1 rRNA gene is annotated in these 3,193 nt (G+C 57.1%); it reads right to left on the bottom strand.

Annotated elements, in window-relative coordinates:
• Positions 1 to 21: 21 nt before the first annotated feature.
• Positions 22 to 3,141, bottom strand: a 23S ribosomal RNA gene (locus tag ACH4EB_RS38445).
• Between the last annotated feature and the right edge of the window lie 52 nt (positions 3,142 to 3,193).

Below are 3,193 nucleotides of genomic sequence, written 5' to 3' on the forward strand. Positions count from 1 at the left end.
ACACAGTGGACGCGAGCAACTGAGGACAAGCCCTCGGCCTATTAGTACCAGTCAACTCCACCCGTTACCAGGCTTCCATATCTGGCCTATCAACCCAGTCGTCTACTGGGAGCCTTAACCCCTCCAGGGGGTGGGAGCCCTCATCTCGAAGCAGGCTTCCCGCTTAGATGCTTTCAGCGGTTATCCTTTCCGAACGTAGCCAACCAGCCATGCCCTTGGCAGGACAACTGGCACACCAGAGGTTCGTCCGTCCCGGTCCTCTCGTACTAGGGACAGCCCTTCTCAAGACTCCTACGCGCACAGCGGATAGGGACCGAACTGTCTCACGACGTTCTAAACCCAGCTCGCGTACCGCTTTAATGGGCGAACAGCCCAACCCTTGGGACCGACTCCAGCCCCAGGATGCGACGAGCCGACATCGAGGTGCCAAACCATCCCGTCGATATGGACTCTTGGGGAAGATCAGCCTGTTATCCCCGGGGTACCTTTTATCCGTTGAGCGACGGCGCTTCCACAAGCCACCGCCGGATCACTAGTCCCTACTTTCGTACCTGCTCGACCCGTCAGTCTCACAGTCAAGCTCCCTTGTGCACTTACACTCAACACCTGATTGCCAACCAGGCTGAGGGAACCTTTGGGCGCCTCCGTTACTCTTTAGGAGGCAACCGCCCCAGTTAAACTACCCACCAGACACTGTCCCTGATCCGGATCACGGACCCAGGTTAGACATCCAGCACGACCAGAGTGGTATTTCAACAACGACTCCCCCGCCACTGGCGTGACGAGTTCACAGTCTCCCACCTATCCTACACAAGCCGAACCGAACACCAATATCAAGCTATAGTAAAGGTCCCGGGGTCTTTCCGTCCTGCTGCGCGAAACGAGCATCTTTACTCGTAGTGCAATTTCACCGGGCCTATGGTTGAGACAGTCGAGAAGTCGTTACGCCATTCGTGCAGGTCGGAACTTACCCGACAAGGAATTTCGCTACCTTAGGATGGTTATAGTTACCACCGCCGTTTACTGGCGCTTAAGTTCTCAGCCTCGCCCCACCGAAATGGAGCTAACCGGTCCCCTTAACGTTCCAGCACCGGGCAGGCGTCAGTCCGTATACATCGCCTTACGGCTTCGCACGGACCTGTGTTTTTAGTAAACAGTCGCTTCTCGCTGGTCTCTGCGGCCACCACCAGCTCACACCGCAAGGGTGATCACCAGCAATGGCCCCCCTTCTCCCGAAGTTACGGGGGCATTTTGCCGAGTTCCTTAACCATAGTTCACCCGAACGCCTCGGTATTCTCTACCTGACCACCTGAGTCGGTTTAGGGTACGGGCCGCCATGAAACTCGCTAGAGGCTTTTCTCGACAGCATAGGATCATCCACTTCACCACAATCGGCTCGGCATCAGGTCTCACCCTTCACGCCATCCGGATTTACCTGGATGACGGGCTACACCCTTACCCCGGGACAACCACCGCCCGGGCTGGACTACCTTCCTGCGTCACCCCATCACTCACCTACTACAAGTCTGGTCCGTCGGCTCCACCACTCCCCTTTGTCCGAAGACTCCAGGGCGGCTTCACGGACTTAGCATCGCCTGATTCGATGTTTGGCGCTTCAAAGCGGGTACCGGAATATCAACCGGTTGTCCATCGACTACGCCTGTCGGCCTCGCCTTAGGTCCCGACTTACCCTGGGCAGATCAGCTTGACCCAGGAACCCTTAGTCAATCGGCGCACACGTTTCCCACGTGTGTATCGCTACTCATGCCTGCATTCTCACTCGTGAACCGTCCACAACTACCTTCCGGCGCTGCTTCACCCGGCACACGACGCTCCCCTACCCAACCCAGCAGCCGTTAGGCCTCATGCTGGATTGACACGACTTCGGCGGTGTGCTTGAGCCCCGCTACATTGTCGGCGCGGAATCACTTGACCAGTGAGCTATTACGCACTCTTTCAAGGATGGCTGCTTCTAAGCCAACCTCCTGGTTGTCTCTGCGACTCCACATCCTTTCCCACTTAGCACACGCTTAGGGGCCTTAGTCGATGCTCTGGGCTGTTTCCCTCTCGACCATGGAGCTTATCCCCCACAGTCTCACTGCCGCGCTCTCACTTACCGGCATTCGGAGTTTGGCTAAGGTCAGTAACCCGGTAGGGCCCATCGCCTATCCAGTGCTCTACCTCCGGCAAGAAACACACGACGCTGCACCTAAATGCATTTCGGGGAGAACCAGCTATCACGGAGTTTGATTGGCCTTTCACCCCTAACCACAGGTCATCCCCCAGGTTTTCAACCCTGGTGGGTTCGGTCCTCCACGAAGTCTTACCTCCGCTTCAACCTGCCCATGGCTAGATCACTCCGCTTCGGGTCTTGGGCACGCTACTCAACGCCCTCTTCGGACTCGCTTTCGCTACGGCTTCCCCACACGGGTTAACCTCGCAACATACCGCAAACTCGCAGGCTCATTCTTCAAAAGGCACGCAGTCACGACGCAAGAACAAGTTCTTGCGCGACGCTCCCACGGCTTGTAGGCACACGGTTTCAGGTACTATTTCACTCCGCTCCCGCGGTACTTTTCACCATTCCCTCACGGTACTATCCGCTATCGGTCACCAGGGAATATTTAGGCTTAGCGGGTGGTCCCGCCAGATTCACACGGGATTTCACGGGCCCCGTGCTACTTGGGTGATTCTCAAACGAGCCGTCAATGTTTCAGCTACGGGGGTCTTACCCTCTACGCCGGACCTTTCGCATGTCCTTCGCCTACATCAACGGTTTCTGACTCGCCGACCGGCCGGCAGACCGGTCAAGAGAACTCCCACAACCCCAACCACGCAACCCCTGCCGGGTATCACACGTGACTGGTTTGGCCTCATCCGGTTTCGCTCGCCACTACTCCCGGAATCACGGTTGTTTTCTCTTCCTGCGGGTACTGAGATGTTTCACTTCCCCGCGTTCCCTCCACATACCCTATGTGTTCAGGTATGGGTGACAGCCCATGACGACTGCCGGGTTTCCCCATTCGGAAACCCCCGGATCAAAGCCTGGTTGACGGCTCCCCGGGGACTATCGTGGCCTCCCACGTCCTTCATCGGTTCCTGGTGCCAAGGCATCCACCGTGCGCCCTTAAAAACTTGGCCACAGATGCTCGCGTCCACTGTGCAGTTCTCAAGCAACGACCAGCCACCCGTC

Source organism: Streptomyces sp. NPDC018045 (assembly GCF_044327445.1).
In the GTDB taxonomy this organism is placed as follows: domain Bacteria; phylum Actinomycetota; class Actinomycetes; order Streptomycetales; family Streptomycetaceae; genus Streptomyces.